The following is a 22,025-nucleotide window of genomic DNA, read 5'->3' on the forward strand; positions in this document are numbered from 1 at the left end:
TTTTTGCTCGCGATCGATGGCAAGCCGGTCGACGAGTGGTGCGCGGCCGCGGCCGAGCTCGTGGTCAAGGGCTCGCCGCAGTACGTGCGCCAGCGCTGCCTCCGCCAACTACGCGAGATCGACTACTGGCGCGGCGTGATGAACCTGCCGAAGAAAGATACGGTCGAGATCGAGCTCGCCAGCCAGGACGGCAAGACGCGTACGACGCTGACGCTCCCCGTCGCCCAGTCACCCCTGAGCTACGGGGTGTGGCCGCCCGGTGGCTCGCGCCGACTGGACGCCAACGTCGGTTACCTCCGGCTACCCACCATGGTCGAATCGACTTCCGTAGCGGAGATCAAGCTTTGGATGCCGAGGTTTCGTGACACCGCCGGGCTGGTCGTGGACGTTCGGGACAACAATGGAGGAGATCGCGACGCCCTGCTGCTGTTGTACTCCTACTTGGCCGCCTCCGACGACCCGCCGCGCGTCTTCACCGCCGCCGCCTACCGGCTGCACAGTGCCCACAAGGAGAACCACCTTGCCGAAAACCATCGCATGTATCGCGCCGGCGCCAAGGAGTGGACCCCGAATCAGCGCCAAGCGGTCGCCGCGTTCGCGAGAACCTTCAAGCCGCATTGGCAGCTGCCTGCGGGTCAGTTCAGCGACTGGCACTACATGGCCCTCACTCGACGGGATGGCCCGGAGATCTATCACTACGACAAGCCGGTGATCGTGCTCATGAACGCGAAGTGCTTCAGCGCCACCGACATCTTTCTGGCCGGCCTCGAGGGGATGAAGAACGTCATGCTCCTGGGGACTCCCAGCAGCGGCGGCAGCGCCTACGGTCAGGAGATTCTGCTGGGCTCGACGAGTCTTCGGCTCCGCATCGGCTCCATGGCCTCCTTCCAAGCCGACGGTTCGTTGTTCGACGGGAAGGGCATCCTTCCCGATGTCGTCGTCGAGCCGGTTCCGGAGTACTACATCGGCGGCCGCGACCTGGCGCTGGAGGAAGCGGTGCGGCGCATCAAGAAGAGGTAAACACACCGGGGGGTCTGGCTGGCGCGAGGCACGCCTCCCCGCCAGCGGCGTGGATGCGTTCCCCTCGGTTCTTGCTGAACTCGTGTGGGTCTTCACTTGACCAGCCGTGGCGTGGGCGCATATGATTCTACGTTCGTTGCAACTTGATTGGATCGGTCTCAGGATCCGGGAGTACATCGTGAATCGCCAGAGCCGAACCTTCGTGCTGGTGAGCCTCCTGCTCGCCCTCTCCGGCTGTATGCAGCAAGAGACTCCGACCTCGCCACCGACACCGAGCTCCGACTCCGCCTCGGACATCTCCGGTGTCATCTCCGCGCCCACGTCGCAACTGGTGAACGGATATCAGGTCACTTTCGACGGGCGCTCGCTCGTCAACCGTAAGACGACCTTCGCCTACATCGTGACAGGCACGGGGGCGGGGTCGACTCTCGACCGCTTCGTCATCCAGATTCCCCCTTGCGCCGTCGGCTTGCTGGGTTCCACCCCGCCCGGCGGTCACCTGGGCGTGGACCCGAGCAGCGGCCTCTTCGGCCTGAAGTGGGACTTGCCGCTCGGCGCCAGCGAAACCCGCCGCTACACCATCACCTTCTCCGGCGACATGCCTCTGGGCGCCGTGCAAGTCGCCGTGCGGAGCGGCGGCACCAGCAACACCGGGCTCCTTCCTGGCCCCTGCCAAGGAGCCTTCGTGATTTCCGGCACGGTCTTCATCGATAACGATGCGAGCGGCACGCAAAACCCCGCGACCGAGCCCGGAATCGGGTCGGTGACCGTCCAGATCGGGACGAGCACCACGGTGACCGACGCGGCGGGCCATTACCAGTTCACCCTCAACTCCGGCACCTACTCCGTGGGCGTCCCGGTATCGACGGCCGCGGTCGATTTCAACGAGCAGCTGGCGGCGTTCTTCGCTGCCACCGGACCCACGACGCAGAACGTCACCATCGGCCCGAACGCCACGAACATCGCCTTCGGCTACAAGCCGCAGGCAGACGTGATCGTGTCTGCCATCACCAGCGGCGCGCTGCCCACCACGGGACTGGACGAGATGTTCTGGGCCGATGTCCTGTACCAAGTGAAGAAGGGCGGTACGCGCGGCGGCTACGACGCGGCTGCGGTCCTCGGCTTCCTGAACCAGATCGAGGGCCAATTCCTCCCGATTCCTTATCAGTTCACCGACGGACAGGAGCTGCACGAAGCCTACGAGATCTTGACCGACTTCACCCACGCTTCCTTGCCCAAGCTCCTCATGGTGCTCCTCGCCACCGAGCTCAACGATGCCGCTGGCCGGGGGCTCACCACCCAGACACTGCTGCAGGACGTGTTGATCACCTGGGGCGAATCGCTGATTCTCTCCGCGCAGGAGGTCGCGAGCCTCAAGCAGCCGATCATCACGGGCTACCCGGGTTTGGAGACGGACATCCAGAGCGCTTTGAGGGTGTTCAACGGCCTCAACCAACGGGGTGGCGGCGACATCCCGGATTGAGTGCCCCGCGCGAAGGCCGGCGTCGTGGGGCCTTCGCCGCTCCTCTCTGGAATGCTGACGGCGCCGCGTCCTTGAAGGGGCGCGGCGCCGCTTTTCATGAGGCCTGGCCTCGCTATTCGAGGAGAACGATCTTGCGTGTTTCCGTTCCCTCTTCGGTGACCAGGCGCAGGGTGTAGACGCCGGAAGGCTGGCGTAGGCCGTGCCGATTGGTTCCGTCCCAGACGAGGCGCTGGCGTCCGGCGCCGTGCATGCCGCTCGCCAGCACGCGCACCTCCCGGCCACGCACGTCGTGCACCGTGAGGCGCACCTGCATGGGGCGCGGCAGCTGGAAGGCGATCGCCGCCATCGGGTTGAACGGGTTGGGAACGACCGGTTCGAGGCGGACGCGCAGCACGGGAATCTCCAGCACGTCCGTGGGGCCGGCGCAGTCCCAGAACACCGGCGGCTGGCTGCCGGTCCAAGCGGCGCGGAACGCCGTGTGGTCGTCGCAGTCCACGTCGAAGTCGTTGTCGAAGTCGCCGAGCTGACAGCCTTGGTTCTCAATATAGGGAAGACCGGCGCCGGAGAAGCAGTCCATGAAGCTCTGCATGTCCGCTGCGTCCACGTCCAGGTCGGCGTCGAAATCGCCGAGGACCACGGGCATGTCGTTGTCCCGACGCCCTGCGGTGTAGTCGTTCGTGAGCGGTCGCCGCACCGCCCGCGTCAGCGCCAGCAGGCCGTTGGCACTGACAGCGGTGGCAGGAGAACCCGTGACGGGCGCGCCCGCGGCGTCGAACTCGAGCACGGTTCCGGCACCGGCGCGGGCGACGAAAAGATGGCCGCGGTTGTCGACGGCCATCCCGGCGGGATCGACCCCGGTCAATGGGAGAGCCGGCATGGCCGACATCGTCCCCAGGTTGTAGCGGAAGATGGAGCTGCTGCCGTTGTGATTGTAGTAGACGATGCCATTGCGTGGATCGACAGCCATGTAGCCGGGATTCACGAACGTGGGTCCCGAGGGCAACGTGATCAACGACCCTACCGGGGTGAGGTCGGGCGTGAATTGACCGAGCTGGCCCGAGGGGCCACTCCACAGCACGATACGGTCCGCCGCTTCGTAGTAGGCCAGATCCGTGAGGATCGGAGCGGTCAGCGAGCCACTGGGAGTGAAGTCCGGTTCGACGGCGAGGACCTCGGAGGGCCCGGCCGCCGGCCCTTGCAGGATGTAGAGCCGCAACCGCGGCCCGAAGATGAGCCGCCGGGGCTGATTGAGTGCTGTCGTGATCGGAAGCGGCGTCACCGCATTGGTGACGTAGTCGGTCTTGTAGACCACGTTCTCCCCTGGGCGGCAGTGATAGATGTGGAAGAGGTGGGGGTGGTACGCGATCGTCGTCGGTGGGCCACCGGTGGTCGTGGTGACCACGTGCGTGGCTCCTGTCGCCAGGTTGTTGCTCACGAGAAAGGTGCCCGCTCCGAGGGTGAGGAGGGAAATCGGCCGGATGCTGATGATGCCGTCTTGGTAGCCGTTCCGGTCTGTGTTGTCGCAAGAAGTACTAGGGCTCCGGCTCCACTCCCAAGAGGAGGCGAAGCGATTGACGATGCAGGGCGCCGGGCAGCCTCCCGAGGCCGGATCCTCGAGATCATAGAAACCGTCGACGATGGAGCGTGTGCGTACTTGGAGTCTACCGTCCGATGGATCCCGGAAGCGCACAGTGAAGTCGCCAGCGTCCTCGTCGTAACCCGTCACCGCCACGTAATGGCCGCCGCAGCGGTCACCATCGGATTCGTACCAACCCACCCGGGCCATGACGTAGTTCCCCACATTGAGCAGGAGCCCGATGGTCCCGAAAGTGTGCCCCAACGTCTGCTCGATCTCGGAGCCCATGTTGCGGCCGACGTAGCTGACCTCGAAGCGGTCGCCGAGATCGTGATCGTCGAAGAAGTCTTGCAAACCGTCCCTGAAATCCGCGGGCTCGGTGCCACCGTTCGGATCCGTGAAAAGGTAGAGGCCGAGACCGAAGATCTCGAGGGTGATCGCGGCAGCGTCGCTGTCGTCGAAATCGAGTCCTGGATAACCGTTGTCGTTCAACCAGTTCACCACGTCCGAGGCGGAGGTCGGGCCACAGTAGGCGCCGCCTTGGACGCCGCTGTCGGTCGCCGGCAACGTGGCTCGCACCTGCTCGTGATCCGGATACAAGGTGAAGTCTCCCGCTAGAGCCACGGCCGCGAACATGAATACGATGCTCGCCGCCAGCAGCCAGCGGTACATGGGTCTAGGAGCCATGGCTTCCTCCTGGTCGAGGCCTTCGGCAGCCTGTGTCTCCTCTTTTCCATCACCCGGGTCTTCCTTGCGCCTGCTCCCATCTACCGGTATCCTGGCTTTGACTCTTCGCCCAACTCCTCCCACGGTGCCGCGGAGTTCACCGAGCGTGGATCCTGCCACCGAAGCCATGGGCATCGACGCCCTCCTGGCGCGGGCGCGGCGTGGCGATGCCGCCGCCGAGAACGCCTTGTTCTCGCGCTTGCATGCAAGAACCCTGGCATTGGCGAAAAAGAGGATCTGGGACTACGTCGCCGCCGAGGACGTGGCGCAGGAGACGATCCGCACCGCCCTGGAGAAATACCGCGAGGCGGACTTGCAGCATGGGCTCTTCCCCTGGCTGTTCACCATCCTGCACCACAAGGTGGGCAACTATCTGACGCGCCGGCAGCGGGACAAGGACCGGTTCGGCACCGGTGGCATCCCCCACGCTTCCGAGTCGGCGTCTCTCGTCGTGAGTGGCGGGCAGACCATGGTGGAGCTCGTCCATTCGCTGGAGAACGCATTGCAACGACTGTCCGGTGACTGCCGCCGGATCTTCCGTCTGCTCCTGGAAGGAGCGTCACGGGAGGACATCCGGAACGCCTTCGATGGCGAACCCATGGGAACCATCGACAGCCGCATCTCCCGCTGTCGTACCCGTTTGCTCGCCATGCTGGAGGAAGGCGAAGGGGGTGGACGATGAACAGCGCCCCCTGCCCACGGCCGGAGTTGCAAGCGCTGGTGGCTCGCTACGAGCTGGGAGCGCTCGAGCCGGCCGAGCGCGCCGCCTTCGAACAGCACGTGCTCGAGTGCGATGCTTGCGTCCTGGAGCTCGAGCGCGGCGTCCGGATGGCGGAGGCCCTGCGCGAAGGGCGCTCAGGCTTCGCGGCATTGTTGCAGGAAGAACCGCCTACCGCTGCGGCGATTGCTGCATCACCGTCCACGGTGTCGGTCCCCGTTCCGAGAGTGCAGCGCCGGCTGGCGGGGCTCGTGCCCTTCCTCCGTCCGCGTTTGCTCGTTCCCGCTGCCGCCGCGCTTCTCATCGGCTTAGGGCTCTGGCAGGAGGCCCGCCGGAGCGACATCCGGCGTTGGGCCAGCTTCCCGCCCCAGATTGCGGCGAGCGGGGGCATGCGCAGCTCGACGCCCGGGGACGCAGTGGCCGAGCTTCTCGATGCCGGGGCGTCGTACTTCGACCTCGGCCAACACGCCGAGGCACAGCGCTATTTCCGCGCCGCCTTGGAGCGCGAACCGGACTCGGTGCCGGCAGCCTACGGCCTGGGCCTGGTGCTCGCGGTGGGCGGAGATCTGCAGGGCGCGATTCCACTCTTGGAACGAGCCGCGCCCCGTGCCGAGGGTGAGCAGCGCGACGCGGTGCAATGGGTGCTGGCGAACGCGTACCTCGCCCGAGGCGAGCGCGAGGCGGCGCGCCGAGTCCTCGCTCTCCTCGTTGCCTCTTCGGGCGCTTACGCTCCGCGAGCCCAGGACCTCGACCGCCGGTTGCGACCATGAGGCCGCTCGCTTCGGGCGGTGCGGCAGTTCGGTTGGTCCTGGCGGCGAACGTCGCCATCCTCCTCGACGGCGCAGCCGTGCCACAGGTCGTGGCAGCCCCGGGCGCCGTCGCCCTCCATCACGCGACACCCGTTTCTCCCATGCCGGCCGGTGCCGACACCGCGGGGAAGACGGGCATCGTGGCGCCACCCGGCACCGTCACGGCACCCAATCTCGAGCAGTTGCGTACCTGGGTCGATGCGGGGCGATGGGCGCAAGCGCGACAGGGACTGCTCGTTCTCGTCGAGAGTGCACGTACCAGCCATGATCGGCGCACCGAGGCGGAGGCGAGCTGGCTTCTCGGCTCCTGTCTCCAGTGCATGGGGCTCTTCTCTCCGGCGGCCGAGGCGCACCGGTCGGCCCTGGCGCTCGCCCGAGAACTCGGCGACCAAGCGCTGGCCAACAGGGCACAAGCTGGAATCGGCCTCGCCGTGGTCAACGAGGGTCAGGGCGGGCCGGTGGTCGACACCTTGCGCGCCCTCGTCGAAACGGCACGCCGGGAGCGGAACGACGGGTTGGCCGCCGAGGCCTGGACAGCACTCGCCATGTACGAGCTGACCCACGTGGACCCGCGACGCGCCCTCGCGAGCTACGACTCGGCGCTCGTGCACGCCCGCCGCGCTGCCGTGCCCCGCCTCGAAGCCCGCGTTCTAGCCGATCTCGGCCTGGCCTTCGCTCGCTCCGGTGAGCCGGACTCGGCCCTCGTATACGTGGAAGCGGCGCTCCAGCTCGCCGCCCGCTCGGGTGCCCAGGGCGAGGCCGTAGCCACTCTCGTCCGCCTCGGCCAGCTGCACAGCAATGGCGAACGCTTTTCTGCCGCCATCACCACACTCCGCGAAGCGCTGCGCCAGGCGACGGCACTGGGCTTCCCGCGCGCCGTGGCCAACGTGCACTCCTCCCTCGGCATGTTGCACGCCAGACTCGGGGAGAACGAAGAGGCCTTGCTCGAACTCACGGAAGCTGCACGCATGGCCCGGCAGATGCAAAACCCGCGTTTCGAGGCCGGCATGCACCGCTGGATCGCGGGCGTGCTCGCGTCGCAAGGGAAACTCGAAGAAGCCGAGGCCCGCCTCGCCGAGTCATGGCGGCTGCAGCAGTCGTTTCATTACCCCTACCTGCGTCTCTGGACTCTCGCTGATCGCGCCGGGCTGCACCTGCGGCGCCGGAATGTCGTCGCCGCCGAAGCCGACTTGGCGGCGGCATTCGCTCTCGCCCAGGAGGCCGGCGAACAAAGTGCTCTCGCCGAGCTGGCGTGTATGCTTGCTCACGTTTGCAACGAACGCGGTGCGCCGGTGCGGGCCCTGGCTTGGTCCGATTCCGCCCTGGCGGTCGTCAAAGCCACCGGGCAGGAGCCGCAGCGACGCGACGCACTGTTCGAGAGAGGCCGTGCCTGGGTGGCACTCGGCGATCCCGGCGCTGCGGCGGGCGCTTTTGCCACCGCGATCCAGAACGCCGAAGCCGTGCGCACTCACCTGGGCGGCGAGGAACTGCGCATCGCCTTCCAACAACAGGTGCACGAGCTCTACTTCCAGCGCGCCCGCACTCTCTGTGCTCTGGCTTGGCAACTCCCCGTGAGAGGGAGCACTGGTGCGCACGTCGACAGCTTCCTCGCCGAGGCGTATCAAGTAGCCGAACGGGCGCACGGGCGCGCCCTACTCGAGGTCCTGGGAGGCACCATTCCGCAACAGGCGCCGGAAGCGCCGCGGGCTTTGCGCGAGCGCCAGGCCTCCTTGCGCCGTCAGATGGAGAAAACACAAGCGATTCTGTCGTGGACCGTCTCGCAGGAACGAGCCGATCCGGCTCGGATCGACTCCTTGCGTCGTGACTTGGGTGCCGTGCTGCAGGAGCTGCGGGATACGGAGCAGGAAATTGCTGCTCGCGCTCCGCTCTACGGTGACCTCACCGGACTCCGGCCGCCGCTTCGTGCCGCGGAAGTCCGTGAGCGCGTACTCCTCCCGGGCCAGGTCCTCGTCGAGTATCTCGTGGGGACACACGAGAGCCTTGTCTTCGCGCTCACCGGGAGCGGCCTGCGGGTACGAACCATCGCACTCGGTGCCGACAGCTTGCGTGCACTGGTCGATTCCTTCCGTACTGCCGTCGGCGCCGAAGCCCCGAACTTGAATGAGCTCGCCGTGCGCTTGCAGGAACTGCTTCTCGCTCCCGTCGAGCTAGAGTTGGCAGCGACCTCGCGCCTCCTCATCGTCACCGACGGTCCCCTCGTCACCCTGCCGTTCGCTGCGCTGCGGAGGGAGGAGGGCTTCCTCGTCGAGACCCACGCCATTGCCTGCGCGCCTTCGGCGAGCGTCCTCGACCCGTCCTTGTGGCCCCGACGCCATCGTCGGTCCCCTCTGCTGCTCGCGGTGGGCAACCCGACCACCTACCGGACGGCGGCGCTCCTGGACGAAAGGCGCGGCCCCACCTCCTTCCGCTTCGGGCCGCTGCCCTATGCCGAGGAGGAAGTCCACCAGGTGGCGCGTCACTTCCGCCGGGCGCACACTTTCGTCGGTGAGGACGCCACCGAGGATGCCGTGGTCGGGGCTTTGCCGCAGGCCACGGTCGTCCACTTCGCCACCCATGCCTGGTTCGACCCGCGCGAGCCTTGGTCGAGCGGCCTGGCGCTGGCACAGGACGAAGATCCCGCCGAGGATGGTTTCCTGCAGGCCCGGGAAATCCTCGACCTCCGGCTCGATGCCGACTTGGTGGTGCTCTCCGCCTGCGACACCGGGCTCGGGAAGCAGGCGGGAGGCGAGGGGCTCCTCGGACTGGCACGCGCTTTTCTGCAAGCCGGCGCGCGGCAGCTCGTGGTCTCCCTGTGGGAGATCGCCGATCGCAGCACCGTCGGTTTGATGGATCGTTTCCACGCGGCGCGTACGGATGCACGCGCGCCCGCGGATCTCGGCCTGCAGCAGGCCCAGCTGGCCATGCTCCAGGCGGGAGCTCCGGTACGCGACTGGGCGGCTTTCATCGTGATCGGTCGGCCCGCGGCGCCGGGCGATGATCCCTCCCCGCCACTCTGGCTGGTTCCGGTCCTGGTGGCCCTCGTGGGGGGCCTGCTCCTGCTTACCGCGAGAGCCCGCCGGGGGCCACGGCAGCAGCCCTCCTCCTGAAGCAAGCCCCTGCAATTTCTTGTTTTGTCATTATTTAAACTGGTATAATACTAAATCTAGCCAAGATTATTGCAGCTATGGCTAGTTTTATGCTTTATTCCTCCAGCCACCCGAGACCCGAGGAGAGGTCCATGCAGCCCCTGCGCGATTTCCTGGAGATTCCGTACGACCAGCTGGAGGAAATGAACCTTGAGGCCAAGGCCGAGCGGTATGCCCGCAAGGATCCGGGCAAGATCCGGGAAGCGCGGCTCAAGTACTTGACCGACGAGAAGCGGATCAAGGCGCTCACCGTGTGCTTCACCGACCTCGAGGGCCGGCTGCACATGCTGGACTACGACAAGAAGTTCCTTCTCAAGTCGGCGGACAACCTGACCTTCGACGGCTCCTCGATCCGTGGTTTCTCGCGCCAGGCCGAATCGGACCTGCGCCTCGCCATCGACTGGCCTGCCTTCTACTGGTTGCCATCCGACATGTTCGGGCCCGGGAAGGTCCTCGTCTTCGGCGAGGTGCAGGACCAGGATGGTTCCTCCTACGCCGCCGACCTGCGGGCACGGCTCAAGGGCTTCTGTGCCGGCCTGGCCAAGAAGGACATGGTGGCGCACGCTTCCAACGAGATCGAGGGCTTCATCTTCAAGGGGCGGGACGCCGAGCGGCGCTATCTCGAGACCGGCGCCTTCGAATTCATCTCCACCGGCGGCTACTATCATTCGCTCCCTGGCGACACGCTGCGCCGATTCATCGACACCGCCGCCGAGGTGCAACGCGCTCTCGGTTTCGCCAATGAGAAGGATCACCCCGAGGTGGCGCCTTCCCAGTTCGAGATGAACTACGGCTACACCGAGGCCACCATCGCTGCGGATCAGGTGCAGCTCTACAAGCTCGTGGCTCGCCAGGTAGCGGCGTCCATGGATCTCACCGCCTGCTTCCTGCCCAAGCCGGTGGCCGGGGTCAACGGCAACGGCATGCACACGAACATGTCGCTGTCCAAGGCGGGGAAGAATCTCTTCTACGACAAGAAGGGGCAAGACGGTCTTTCCAAGACCGCCTGGGATTTCATCCAGAAGATCCTGGCCAACGGCAACGACATCTGTTTGATCCTGAACTCGAGCGTCAACGCCTACCGGAGGCTCGACCCGCACTACGAGGCGCCGAATCAGATCAAGGTCTCGCCCAGCGACCGCGGCTCCATGGTGCGCATTCCCATCGGCAACGAGAGAACGGCGCGCATCGAGGTACGCTCCATCGCCCCGGACGCGAATCCGTATCTCGCCATCTACGCCCTCTTCCGCACCGGTCTCGAAGGTCCGGTGCCCGACGATGACAACGACGGCAAGCGCCCGCGCACGCGCTTCCTGCCCGACAACGTCTACGACGCCATGCGCATGTTCAAGGCCAGCAAGTTTGCCGAGAACCTCCTGGGCACGGTGGTGCACGAGAAGTTCGCCGAGCTCAAGCTCGCCTCCGCCGAGCGCTGCCCCAAGGCTCTCGGCTCGCGCATCAAGCGCAGCGAGATCGTCTTCCACCACGAGGTGACGAACCAGTACCTCTGGTCGCAGTTCTGAGCTGGGTTCCCACTTCACTGGCCCTCGGCCGATGATCCGGTCGGCCCTTGAAAACAGCGGCCTCCCTCCACCCAGAGCAGAGGGAGGCCGCGACAACAGGTCTTCTCAGTGGAAGAACCGCTTCACCTGCCCCCACGTCGAGGGTGCGACTGCAGTGGTCGACAAGCACTCCATCGGCACGAGCTCGTCGACCTCGGTGATCATGTCCGCGCTCATCGCTGTCGAGGGGCCCAGGATACGCCCGTACATTCGGTAGTATTGCCCGTCTCCAACGACGGCCGGTGCCACAGAACGTACCGGGTTGCCGTTCTGGAAGAACGCAGCAGGACACGACTGCAGATAGGCGTCGCAGGCACCTTGGACGACCGTGGCTTCCGCGACCAGCGCACGACCCACGGAGAGATAGGTGCCCCAGTCTTCGGCGATGGGGCGGCGCATCACGTCCACGGACTTCAATGTGTAGAGATACAGATGGTCGTTCTCGATCCCAGGATCCACGACCTCGTACCTCCCGTTCTGGCGGGGGAGAGCGATCTGCGTGATTAACGTTCCCCCGTCGGAGCGCCACGCATCGAGGCGGTAGATGTCGAAGCCAGCCACCTCGCTCGGCATCGACGCTGTGTTCTGGAGTTCCAACTGGAGTACTGCGCTGGCGTCTGCGAGTGTCGCCTTCATGAAGACTTCTGCGCCTGCAGGCGCTGCCACGAGTAGCCCCAAGACGAAGAGCCAATTGCTGTGCTTCATCGAGCCCTCCCTTCGGTCGGAGCCGGCTCGAAAAATAGCGCTTGGAGGCCGTCTCGGCGTCGAGCCGACTCCCATGGAACGAAGTGATTGTACTCCTCCGCTATCGAGCTATCAACGACGACGCCGGCTGGGGACCGCTCATTCTCAGGGGAGTCAGGGCTCAGAACAGGCGTTTTGAGCAGCACACGAATATCGCCGTCCCGGCCTGGCTCTCATTTCAAGATGACGCCGCGGCGGGAGTGGCCGTCGAGGCGGAGATCCAGCGGCCGGGGCAAGCGGACGTGGCGGAGGAAGGTGGTCTCGCGCTCCGCCGGCTGCGCGTCGAGCCAGGAGTAGTCCACCCAGCCGCCGCCGGCGCGCTCGCTCACCGTGAAGTAGCCGATGCCGAAGGACGTCAGGTTCTGGAAAAAGTGCGTGCCCTCGGAGGGCTCGACCGAGAGGTCCGCCAGGTCGGTCTCGATGATGGCGCGGGCGCCGGAGATCTGCCGCCATTCCACCGGGATGCCGAGCCAGCGGTCCGCCGTACCCCAGCGGCCCGGGCCGATGAGCAGGTACGGCCGCCCCTGCTCGCCCAGGTAGTGATTGAGGATGCCGACCTCGGCGCCGATGTCGGTGGTGCGGGAGCGGTCGAAGCGCTGCGGCCGGGCATAGACCACGTCGCGGATGTCACGAACGCGCCCGTGCCCGAGGGCCCGTTCGCTGGAGCAGAGGATGTCCGCGGGCGTAAGGCGCTGCAGGGTTTCGTCGAGGTCCTCCGTCCCCGCTTCGACAACCATCGGCCGGATCTGCACCACGGCGAACTCGGCGGTGCCGCTGCTGCCGTGCAGGTCGACGGCGAATTCGATCTCCACCTCGCAGCTCATGGCCTCCCGGCCGATCCCGAGCAGTCGCTGCAGGATCTCGGAGAGCGGCAGGAGACGGTTCTTGAGGACCGGGGCGAAGGTGACGAGGGGAACGCCGCGGCGTGACAAGCCGTCGTACACCGCGTCGTTGTCCTGGGAGTACACCGAGGCCACCGGAGCGAGGGTCCCGTGCGCCGCGGCGGCGGCGAGATCGAGCTGCACGACGGTGTCGTCCCGGTCGCTCAGGTGCGGTGGCACCTGTCGCTCCATGTCCAGGGCGTAGAAGTCGCGCTGCGCCGTACGCATGATCTGGGAGGCGCTCCCGAACTGCGGGATCGAAAGCGGGGACGCGGGGGAGAAGCGCACCGCCTTGCCTCCCTCCACGACCGTGCGCCCCAGCCCGAGGGCGACGATGGCGATGCCGCCTTCGGCGGCGAGGTCGAGCACGGGATAGAAGTTGTAGGAGCGCGCCACGCCGGCGAAATCGGGGTAGAAGAACTGCTCGTGCCGGCGGCCCACGAGCCGCTGCAGCACCACCGCCATCTTCTCTTCCTCCGGGCGGTAGGGTGTGCCCTGCAGATAGGCCTTGGCATTGCGCGAGAAGGTCGAGGCGTAGACCAACTTGACCGCGTTGCAGAGATCGTCGAAGCGCACCTGCAGGTCGGCGTGGTTGTTCGGCAGCATGTAGGTGCGGTAGATGCCTGCGAAGGGCTGATCGTAGGAGTCCTCCAGCAGGCTCGACGAGCGCACCGCGATGGGATAGGTGATGCGCTCCACGAAAGCCTGCAGGTCCTGCCGCGTCGCGGCGGGCAAGGTGGAATCCAGGAAGGCCCGGGCGATCACTTCATCCGGTACATCCGAAAGCGCCAGCGCGGCCAGCTGGTTCTCGTACAGAAACTGCTCGAAGACGTCCGTCCCGATCACCGCCGCCGGCGGCACGAAGAGGCGCACACCGCTCCGCTCCGCCTCCCCCAGCCGCGCGATGAGCGAGTTCATGAAGCCGAGCCCGCGCCCCTTCCCGCCCATGGAGCCGGTACCGATCCGGGCGAAGCCGCTCTTCTCGTCGAAACCGGGAGTGAAATCCGCCACCACACCGCGTCGCGTCTCGGTGTAGAGCTGGCTGAAGGCGTCGACGAGGTAGCGGCGCAGGCCCTCGATGTTGGGGAACGCCTCCACCTTCACCGGCCGCATGCGGGCGGCGAGGGCGAACTCCGTGCGCGCCCGGCACCAGTTGGAGAAGTGGTTGCGCGAGGCGTGGTAGCGCAGCGACTCCTCCGGCACCTCGCGCAGCTTTTCCCGCATCTCCGCCAGGTTGCGCGCCCGCCCCACGGGCTCGCCGTCGGGGAGGATGAAAACGAAGTCGCCGAAACCAAGGCTCGTCTCGAGGAAGCGGAGGATCTCCTGGTGCAGCTGCTTGGAACCCTTGAAGAGAAACGCGGCCCCGAGCGCGTGCGCCTTCGCCTCCAGGTCGGCCTCGTAGGACTGGATGAGCGCCGGCATGTCCGGGTCTTCCTGCTTCACCCGGCGCACGAACTCGAGCCCGGCCTCGCCTTCGATGGTACCGCCCTTGGGAAAGCGGGCATCGGTGATGATGCCGAGCGTGTATTCCCGGTATTTCTCGAAGAGTGCCCAGCCTTCCTCGAAGGTTTCCGCCAGGAGGATCTTCGGCCGCGCCTTGAGCCGGCGCAGCCGCTGCCGCGGATTGGCTACGTCGCCGATGAGCGAGTGCGTCTGTTCCATCAGCTCGGCATAGAGGAGCGGCAGGTACGTCGAGTAGAAGCGCACCGAGTTCTCCACCAGGATGATCGCGCGCACGCCAGCTTGCCGCGTGTCGTTCTCGACGTTTTCCCGATCTTCGATGTATTTGATGATGGCGAGAAAGAGGGTGGTGTCGCCGCGCCAGACGAAGATCTGATCGAAAGTTCGCGCGGTGTTCACTTCCTTCACCCGACTCGCCCCGGCGGGGCTGTCGGCGAGGAGCACGAGGGGGATCGCCTGGTGCTTCTCCTTCAGGCTGCGCCCGAACTGCACCACATCCATGTCTCCGAGCCGGGTCATGGTGATGACCAGATCGATGCTGCTCGAGTCGAGAGCGCGCAACGCCGCTTCACCCGTGGAGACCCGGGTGATGTGCGGCGCGTGGCTCAGGCCGATGTCGAGGAACTCGGCGTCAAGACTCTCCGACAGCCGGCCATCTTCCTCGAGGATGTAGGAGTCGTACTGGCTGGAAACGAGGAGTACCTCGCGGATCCGGAAGGGCATGAGATCCCGGAAGGCCGCGTAGGTGGGGTCGTACTTTTCCCAGAGACTGCCGGTGCTCTGCTCCATGCGCCCTCGCCGGTCTCACGCTGCCGGCCAGGCGATGCTAGCACGCCTCCTGCCTCCCCGGAGCGTCCCACTGCACCTGCGGTCGTGGAGAAACCCGGCGACGGCGCTTTCCTCAACGGCAGCCGGCTGGTATCCCCGCAAATGGAAAGCTGCCGCCCCATTCCGTACAAGTATTACAAATCAATCGTATCCGGATCCGTATGCCAGCATCGGCAAAAGTCTCGCCGCCGCCGTCGGGCCGGATGGTGACGACATCGTAGGGTTCGCGCGTGCGCTTTCTCACGACCGATCAGCCGCAACCTTTTACCACCTTTTGTCGACGGTGCGCCCTTCCACGGAGGCATTGCTGCCCCATGATTTCCATGAGGGCCGAGAACCGCGCCGGCGCCTGCTGCTGGCCGCCCGAGCTTCTCCCCCGCCGCTGGAATCCGGCTGCGGCGGCCTGTAGACTGCCAGCTCGCCATCCTGATTTCCGACGGCTACTCGTCGAAGGAGATGGCTGCACAGTGCGCCACACCACCCGCGGGAGGGTCCAGCATGAACGAGTACGTCGCCAAGCTGATGGCCGAGGTCAAGTCGAAGAACCCCTCGGAGCCCGAGTTCCATCAGGCGGTGCACGAGGTCGCCGAATCGCTGGCGCTCGTTTTCGAGCGCCATCCCGAATACCGCAAGGCCAAGATTCTGGAGCGCATCATCGAGCCCGAGCGCGTCCTCATGTTCCGCGTCCCCTGGCTGGACGACCTGGGCAACGTCCAGGTGAACCGCGGCTTCCGCATCGAGATGAACAGCGCCATCGGCCCTTACAAGGGCGGGCTCCGCTTTCATCCTTCGGTGAACCTCGGCATCCTCAAGTTCCTCGCCTTCGAGCAGGTGTTCAAGAACTCCCTCACCACCTTGCCCATGGGCGGTGGCAAGGGCGGCTCCGACTTCGACCCCAAGGGCAAGAGCGACAACGAGGTGATGCGCTTCTGCCAGAGCTTCATGACCGAGTTGTTCCGCCACATCGGGCCGGACACGGACGTGCCCGCTGGCGACATCGGTGTGGGCGGCCGCGAGATCGGCTTCCTCTTCGGGCAGTACAAGCGCTTGCGCAACGAGTTCACCGGCGTCCTCACCGGCAAGGGCCTCAACTGGGGCGGCTCGCTCATCCGGCCCGAGGCCACGGGGTACGGCGCGGTCTACCTCGCCCAGGAGATGCTCAAGACGCGCAAGGAGACCCTGGAAGGCAAAGTTGCTCTGGTGTCCGGTAGCGGCAACGTCGCCCAGTACACCATCGAGAAGCTGCTCGACCTGGGCGCGAAACCAGTGAGCCTCTCCGATTCCGGCGGCTTCATCTACGACGCCGAGGGCATCAGCCGCGACAAGCTCGCCTTCGTGCTGGAGCTCAAGAATGTGCGCCGCGGCCGCATCAAGGAGTACACCGACAAGTGGAAGAGCGCCCGCTACGTCCCCATCGATCCCAAGCTCGACCACAACCCGCTGTGGGACCTCAAGGCGCACTGCGCCTTCCCGAGCGCCACACAGAACGAGATCAACGGGAAGGATGCCGCTAACCTGCTGAGCCAGGGAATCTACGTAGTTTCCGAAGGCGCCAACATGCCCTCCACCCCGGAGGCCATGAAGCTGTTCCTGGAGCACAAGATCCTCTACGGCCCGGCCAAGGCGGCGAACGCCGGGGGCGTGGCGACCTCGGGTCTGGAGATGGCGCAGAACAGCATGCGCCTCGCCTGGACGCGCGAGGAGGTCGATGCCAAGCTGCATGGCATCATGGTCGCCATCCACAAGAATTGCTTCGAGACTGCCGAGCGCTTCGGCACGCCGGGTAATTACGTGAACGGCGCGAACATCGCCGGCTTCCTCAAGGTCGCCAACGCGATGATGGATCAGGGCGTCGTCTGAGAGACCGCGAGCTCGATCACACCGGACGGGGTGGGGCCCATCCCACCCCGTTCGCGTCATGCCGACCCTGCGTCACCGCGCTCGGGACGACTGCCGCCGGCTGGGCGCAACACCACCGATGAAACCGCTGGACTCTGCAACCTCTGCCTTGAGAATTCATAGCGGTGCGTGTGCGCTTAACCAACCTTTGCCATGGAGTCGAGGGTATGGCGCGCGCGCGCATTGGATCTCCTCAGGCCGCCCTCGGCCTCGCGCGCAAATCGACTGGCCCGGCGAAGGCTCGTCGCTCACTGGCGCACTCTCCAAGCGAGGAGTGCCAGGTCCGGTGGAGTTCCGGCGCTGCGTCGACGAGGTTTCCGGCCGGTTGGAGATGAGTATCAAGGAGGCTCGTCACAGGTGGGGCGGGGGTCCTGATGGCGATGGATCCAGCGGACTAGGCGGACGCGGCCACGGCGGCGGTGGGGGCCGGGGCCTCGGAGTGCGGTTTGCCTCGTTGCCAGGCTTCCCAGTCGCGCGGGGCGAGGTTGACCTGGCAGGACACGGGATCGTCCTGGTTGATGCCCACACTCTTGCCGTTCCGCAGCGAGCGCCACACCTTCCAGAGCTGCTGCGGTGCCAGGCCGGGGACATTGGCGAGGATCTTGTCGAGGCGGCGTAGAGGATTGTAGAACTGCAGGTAGCCGCGACGCAGTTTGGCTTCGATGACTTCGCCGGGCAGCGTGTCGCGGTGAAAAACTACCTTGGTCCCGGTGAAATGGGACCAGTCGTTGTCGAAGATGCGGTGCTTGTTGCGGTCCCAGTCCTCCGTGCCAGGGAACGGCGTCAGGACGGAGAACTGCGCCTGATGCGCATCCAGGGTTCGGGCGTACTGGATGGTCCGCTCCAGATCGTCCTCGGTCTCGATCTCCATTCCGAGGATGAAGGCCGTGAGCGAGCGGATGCCGTTCTGGCGCAACAGCTCCACGGCCCGCGCCCCGGTGTCCAGCTTCATCTGCTTGCGCCAGTGCTTCAGCACGTGTTCGTTCCCTGACTCGAGGCCGAGGAACACGTTGGAGCAGCCCGCGTGCGCCATGTGCTCCACGAGATCCGGGTGCTTCACCAGGATGTCGGCGCGGGACTGGCACCACCAGTGGAAGTCGAGACCGCGCTCGATGATCTCGGCGCAGAGCTCGTGGACGCGCGTCACGTTGGTGGTGAACAGGTCGTCCACGAGGAGGACGCCGCCGAAGCCGTAGTCCTGCTCCAGCTGCTCCATCTCGTCCACGGCCTGGACGACGTCGCGGGAACGCCACTTGCGTTTCTGGTACAGCGTGGGCACGGAGCAGAAGGTGCAGCTGTAGGGGCAGCCGCGGCTCGTGACCATCGTGGTCACCGGGCGGCCACGCAGGCGCGTGGCCTTGTACGGCTCCATGTCGAGGAGGTGCCGCGCCGGCCGCGGCAGGTCGTCCACGCTGCGGATGTCGGGGATCTGTGGATTGTCCACGACGCGCTTCGTCTCCGGGTCGTACCAGGACAGGCTGGGAACGCTGCGCGGATCGAAACGCTTTCCCTGCTGTTCCAACTGGCGCAAGAGAATGGACGCGGCCTGCTCCCCTTCACCGCGGATCACGAAGTCCACGTAAGGGAGCTGGAGTGTCGTCTGGGTAGTGAAGGTGACGTGTGTGCCGCCGAGGAGCGTGCGACAGCCGGCCTCGTGGGCCTTGCGGGCATATTCCAACGCCTCCCCGTACTGCGGCGTGGTGCAGGTGATCCCCACCACATCGTAGCCGTCGTATGTTTCCGACCCACGATAGAAGGACATGTCGCGGATCTCGACCTCGTGGCCGTCGGCTTCGAGCTTGCCTCCAATGTAGAGAATTCCAAGGGGCGGGATAATCACACGAGCGGCATAGTAGAGGTCGTTGAGCGGCGGGCTGATTAGGAGAACCTTCATCGGCACCTCCCTCGAGCGCCCGAGCGAGGAGTACGCGCGCTCCTGGGGCCATGATCATCCCACTTTCCCGGTCTTCAGACAATGCCGTCGTGCGGGCCTCCGGCCGAACGACCCATAGGCCCAGGGGCGATCCCCCCCCGGCCGCGGGAGCACGAGAGGCGGTCGAAAGCCCGGAATACCGGGGCCTCCCTGATGCCTCTCCGGAGCGTGGCCCTCTATGGTGCGGCTCTTGTGGTTACCGCCGGCAGGGTCGTCCGGTCAGGAGCCGTATTCGACCGGGAGGACGGTGACTTCCCGCTTTTCCAGACCACGCAGGAAAGTGAGGGTGAGCGCTCGCTCTAGCGGCCATTCGGTGAGATAGCGCAGCAGATCATCAATGCCGCGTACTGGGCTCCCGTTCAGATTCACGATCAGATCGCCCTCGCGTAGGCCAGCCCGCTCCGCGGGCCCACCCTTCTCGAGGGAGAGAACCTCCACGGCAGTGTCCGCGGCCAGGCCGTGGTGTCGCACCCGGCGGCGATCGAGCGGTCGATCCTGGCCGGCGACGCCGATGCGGCCGCGCCGGACGCGGCCGTGCGCGAGCAGCTGCGGCAAGGCCCACTTCGCCGTGTTGGAGGGGACGGCGAATCCCATGCCCTGAGCGATGGCGATGATCGCCGTGTTGATGCCGATGACGCGACCCTTCGAATCGAGCAGCGGCCCGCCCGAGTTCCCTGGGTTGAGTGGTGCGGTGTGCTGCACGATGTTCTCGATCAGTCGACCGTCTTGGCTCCGCAGCGCCCGCCCGAGGGCGCTCACCACTCCCGTGGACACGGTGGATTGGAAGCCGAGAGGGTTGCCCACGGCGATCACGAGCTGTCCCACTTGCAGCGTCGACGAATCGCCGAGCTCGGCGAAGGCGAGGCCGGAGCGGTCGCAGCGAATCACGGCGAGATCCGTGGCCGGATCCTCGCCGACGAGTGTGGCCTGCGCTTCGTGACCATCGCCGAAGACCGCGGTGCTGGCTTCGGCCCCGTGCACGACATGGCTATTCGTGAGCACGTAGCCGTCCGGGGTGATGACCACGCCGGAACCCGTGCCCGACGGCCGGCGGCGGCCGCGCTCACGCGCGCCCGTGTGGACGCTCACCACGGCCGGGCCCACGGCAGCGACCACGCTCACGACGGCGCGGGAATAGGCGTCGAGGAGCTCCGCATCGCTCGGCCGGGGAATCTCGAACTCGGCCTCGTGCGCCTTCTCCGGGTCGGAGCCCGTGTGAGCCAGCCGGAGGAAAGGCACGATGTTCTCGCGCCGTCGTTTCATGGGAGCCTCGCGCTTCGTCGTGACTTCGTGGCAGGCGCCCGGGTCGGCCAGGCAGCCCTGTCCGGCTCCGCCCCCACGTCGGCACTTTCGGCGGCTCCCAGAGCCCGCCCGGAGCCCGGGTGCGGAGCTACCTCGATTCTACTCTACGCCCCGTGCCTCCGCATGGTTCCCTGGCCCGACGGTGGGGCGGGCGGCGCCGCGGCGCCGGCTCAGCGGAAGAAGTAACGGAAACCGACGGCGGCGTTGAAGACGACGTCGCTTTCCGGCGCCAGATCGAAGGTCGGGACGAGCTCGAGGAAGACATCGAAGGGCTGGCGTGCCATCAGGTAATCGATGCCCACCACGGTGCGCAGGCCGAAATGCGTCTCGTCTCCGAACTGGAAGCGTGCCCCGCCGCCGAAATAGAGCGGCAGCGCACCCGTGTCGAGATCGAGGAGACCGAACTGATGCCAGAGGACATCGCCGTAGATCGTCGTGGCGCCGTCCTCGACGAAGGACCAGGCCAGGCCACCATCGAGGGCGAACGTTTGCGACTGCCACAACTTGGCGTTCACGCCAGTGGGTTCGCCGAAGACGAAGCCCAGGCCGAACTTCCCGTTACCCCCTTGCACCGGGGTGTACGCCTGTTCGGTCTGCGCCATGCCGGTGGCGGCAGACAGAACCAGGGTCAGAAAGCACGGGATGGACAGGAATCGATGCAGGAACCGCGGTGAGAACGACATGAGAACCTCCTCCGCCCCACGACCCGTCGTTCCCGGAAAACCTAGCATCGCGGGGGCCTTCTGTCATGCCCGGGAGAACCCCGACCCGCGTGCGGTTGCGGGGCGCCCCGGGTCAGCCCCCCCAGCAGCTGGTCGAAGAGCTCCTCGTACCCCGCCACCATGCGCTCGATGCCGAACTCCTGCACGACGCGCCGCCGTGAGACCGCCCCCATGCGCCGCGCCGTGTCGAGATCGCCGAGGAGGCGCTGCAGCCCCGCCGCCAGTTCTTCTTCCCGCCCAGGAGACACGAGAAGGCCGTTCGCGTCGTCTTCGATCATCTCGGGCAAACCGCCGACCCGCGTGCCGACCAGAGGCAAGCTCGCCGCCATCGCTTCGAGGAAAGCGAGGGGGAAGGTTTCGACGTCGGTGGAACAGAGCACCGCCACGTCGAGCGCGGCGAGCACCGCGGCCACGTCGGGCCGCCAGCCCAAAAGGACGAAGCGTCCTTCGAGACCGAGCGCGGCGATTTGCTGCTGCAGCGCGGCGCGCAGCGGACCGTCGCCAGCCAGGACGAAACGCGCCGCCGGAATCTGGCGCAGGACGAGCTCTGCGGCCCGGACGAAGGACTGCAAGTCCTTCTCCGGGCGGATAACGGCGATGCTGCCAGCGACGGGCGCCTCGGCGTCGAAGCCCCATTCCGCCCGCAGGCGCAAGCGCACTGCTTCTCGTTCCGCACCGAGATCGTACGCTGCGGCATCGATGCCGTTGTGCAAGACGTGAATCCTCTCGTGGGGAATCCGCTTCACCTGCGTTAGGTACTCGAGCTGCCCGCGCGCTACCGCCACCCAAGCACTCGTGAAGGGGGCGAGGAGTTGGTTGACCCGGTGCTTCGCCGGCGTCATGTCGCGCTCGCCCGTCGAGTGTTCCGCGACGATCCGCACCGGCGCTCCCCCGAGCACGGCCGCGAGACGTCCGACCACGCCGGTGCTGAAGCCATGGCTGAGGACGATCCGGACTCTCTCGCGGCGGACGAGCGCGAGAGTGCGCCAGAGAAAGGCGGCCTCGAGGCGGCGCGGCCCGGAGAGCAAGTGCACGGCGATGCCGGCGGCTTCGAGCCCTTCCGCCACCGGCCCGCGCTCGTGCTGGCAGGCCACGAGCGGCCGCCAGCGCCGCCGGTCGAGCCGGCGTGCCAGAGCTTCCACCTGGCGCTCGGCACCACCCACTCGCAGCGAGGGAAAAAGAAAGAGAATGGGGACGGGTGGCGTCATGCCCCAC

General features: G+C 66.3%; 14 protein-coding genes. 7 read left to right on the forward strand and 7 right to left on the reverse strand.

From position 1 onward, the window contains the following. Positions 1-1,020, forward strand: a 1,020-nt coding sequence (locus tag VFE28_05190) for a S41 family peptidase (protein HZM15375.1), incomplete at its 5' end; no start/stop codon positions are given. Between the two features lie 178 nt (positions 1,021-1,198). Next, entirely contained in the window at positions 1,199-2,503 is a 1,305-nt protein-coding gene (locus VFE28_05195; protein HZM15376.1) for an SdrD B-like domain-containing protein, read from the forward strand. Positions 2,504-2,615: 112 nt separating this feature from the next. Here the strand turns inward: VFE28_05195 and VFE28_05200 are convergent, their stop codons facing one another. Then, entirely contained in the window at positions 2,616-4,766 is a 2,151-nt protein-coding gene (locus tag VFE28_05200) for a FlgD immunoglobulin-like domain containing protein (GenBank protein HZM15377.1), read from the reverse strand. Positions 4,767-4,911: 145 nt separating this feature from the next. Here VFE28_05200 and VFE28_05205 point away from each other — a divergent pair, with 145 nt between their 5' ends. The 4 genes from VFE28_05205 (at position 4,912) to VFE28_05220 (ending at position 11,001) form a co-directional block, all read left to right on the forward strand. Continuing rightward, entirely contained in the window at positions 4,912-5,487 is a 576-nt protein-coding gene (locus tag VFE28_05205) for an RNA polymerase sigma factor (protein HZM15378.1), read from the forward strand. After that, positions 5,484-6,293, forward strand: coding sequence for a tetratricopeptide repeat protein (locus tag VFE28_05210; protein ID HZM15379.1), 810 nt, complete (start codon positions 5,484-5,486; stop codon positions 6,291-6,293). The genes VFE28_05205 and VFE28_05210 overlap by 4 nt, the downstream gene beginning before the upstream one ends. Next, entirely contained in the window at positions 6,290-9,439 is a 3,150-nt protein-coding gene (locus tag VFE28_05215) for a CHAT domain-containing tetratricopeptide repeat protein (protein HZM15380.1), read from the forward strand. The genes VFE28_05210 and VFE28_05215 overlap by 4 nt, the downstream gene beginning before the upstream one ends. A 131-nt stretch (positions 9,440-9,570) precedes the next feature. Next, positions 9,571-11,001: a glutamine synthetase family protein gene (locus VFE28_05220; protein ID HZM15381.1), complete on the forward strand. Its 1,431-nt coding sequence runs from the start codon at positions 9,571-9,573 to the stop codon at positions 10,999-11,001. Between the two features lie 105 nt (positions 11,002-11,106). Here the strand turns inward: VFE28_05220 and VFE28_05225 are convergent, their stop codons facing one another. After that, positions 11,107-11,745, reverse strand: a complete 639-nt coding sequence (locus VFE28_05225) for a hypothetical protein (GenBank protein ID HZM15382.1) — start codon at positions 11,743-11,745, stop codon at positions 11,107-11,109. Between the two features lie 212 nt (positions 11,746-11,957). Then, positions 11,958-14,915, reverse strand: a complete 2,958-nt coding sequence (locus VFE28_05230) for a PEP/pyruvate-binding domain-containing protein (GenBank protein ID HZM15383.1) — start codon at positions 14,913-14,915, stop codon at positions 11,958-11,960. A gap of 537 nt (positions 14,916-15,452) precedes the next feature. Here VFE28_05230 and gdhA point away from each other — a divergent pair. Further along, complete coding sequence (gdhA, locus tag VFE28_05235) at positions 15,453-16,814, forward strand: NADP-specific glutamate dehydrogenase (GenBank protein ID HZM15384.1); 1,362 nt, start codon at positions 15,453-15,455, stop codon at positions 16,812-16,814. Positions 16,815-17,247: 433 nt separating this feature from the next. Here gdhA and VFE28_05240 read toward each other — a convergent pair whose 3' ends face one another. From VFE28_05240 to VFE28_05255, 4 genes are all read right to left on the reverse strand, one after another. After that, complete coding sequence (locus VFE28_05240) at positions 17,248-18,747, reverse strand: radical SAM protein (GenBank protein HZM15385.1); 1,500 nt, start codon at positions 18,745-18,747, stop codon at positions 17,248-17,250. A gap of 258 nt (positions 18,748-19,005) precedes the next feature. Beyond that, complete coding sequence (locus VFE28_05245) at positions 19,006-20,049, reverse strand: trypsin-like peptidase domain-containing protein (GenBank protein HZM15386.1); 1,044 nt, start codon at positions 20,047-20,049, stop codon at positions 19,006-19,008. 209 nt (positions 20,050-20,258) lie between these two features. Further along, positions 20,259-20,771, reverse strand: coding sequence for a hypothetical protein (locus VFE28_05250; GenBank protein ID HZM15387.1), 513 nt, complete (start codon positions 20,769-20,771; stop codon positions 20,259-20,261). Between the two features lie 41 nt (positions 20,772-20,812). Then, positions 20,813-22,018, reverse strand: coding sequence for a glycosyltransferase (locus tag VFE28_05255; protein ID HZM15388.1), 1,206 nt, complete (start codon positions 22,016-22,018; stop codon positions 20,813-20,815). Between the last annotated feature and the right edge of the window lie 7 nt (positions 22,019-22,025).

Source organism: Candidatus Krumholzibacteriia bacterium (assembly GCA_035649275.1).
GTDB lineage: Bacteria > Krumholzibacteriota > Krumholzibacteriia.